This window comes from Angustibacter peucedani (assembly GCF_054779595.1).
Genome location: NZ_BAAGXY010000192.1, coordinates 1 through 512 on the forward strand (window position 1 = coordinate 1; position 512 = coordinate 512).

Annotated in this window: 1 pseudogene; it reads right to left on the minus strand. The window is 81.6% G+C overall.

Annotation, left to right across the window (positions count from 1 at the left end):
• A pseudogene (locus ACYVJ4_RS18835) lies at nucleotides 1-512 on the minus strand (hypothetical protein); the annotation flags it as partial.

Genomic DNA, 512 nt, shown 5'->3' on the forward strand with positions numbered 1-512 from the left:
CGCCCGGCCACCTGCACCGCGGTCGTGGCGGCGGCCGGGTCGGGCGGGTCCTCGGCGGCCAGCCGGGTCAGCAGGGCTGGCAGCGCTGCCAGCGCACCGGCCGCCGCGGCGTCGGCCAGGCCGGACAGGCCGCGTGGCGCCGGGTAGACCACCACCTCGGGCCGGCTGTCCGGGGCCAGCGAGACGGTCACGCCGACCGCGGCGTCCGACCCGCCGCTCGTCGTGCCGACCCGCAGCCGGACGGCGCCCACGCCTGTGGCGCCGACGTCGGCCTCGAGCTCGGGCACGGGTCCGGCGGTGCCGAGGGAGACCCCGGCGACGACCCGCAGCGCGAGGTCTGGCGAGGCGCCCGCGAACTGCGCGGCGTCGACGTCCAGGCCGACGTGCAGCACTCCCGCGGGCGCGCCGGTGCGCAGCACGACGCCGGCCACCAGCGGGAGCGACCCGGGGTCGCGCGGGCCGTCGCCGCCCGGCAGCAGCCCGGCCACCGCGTCGACCAGCGCGGGCACGGC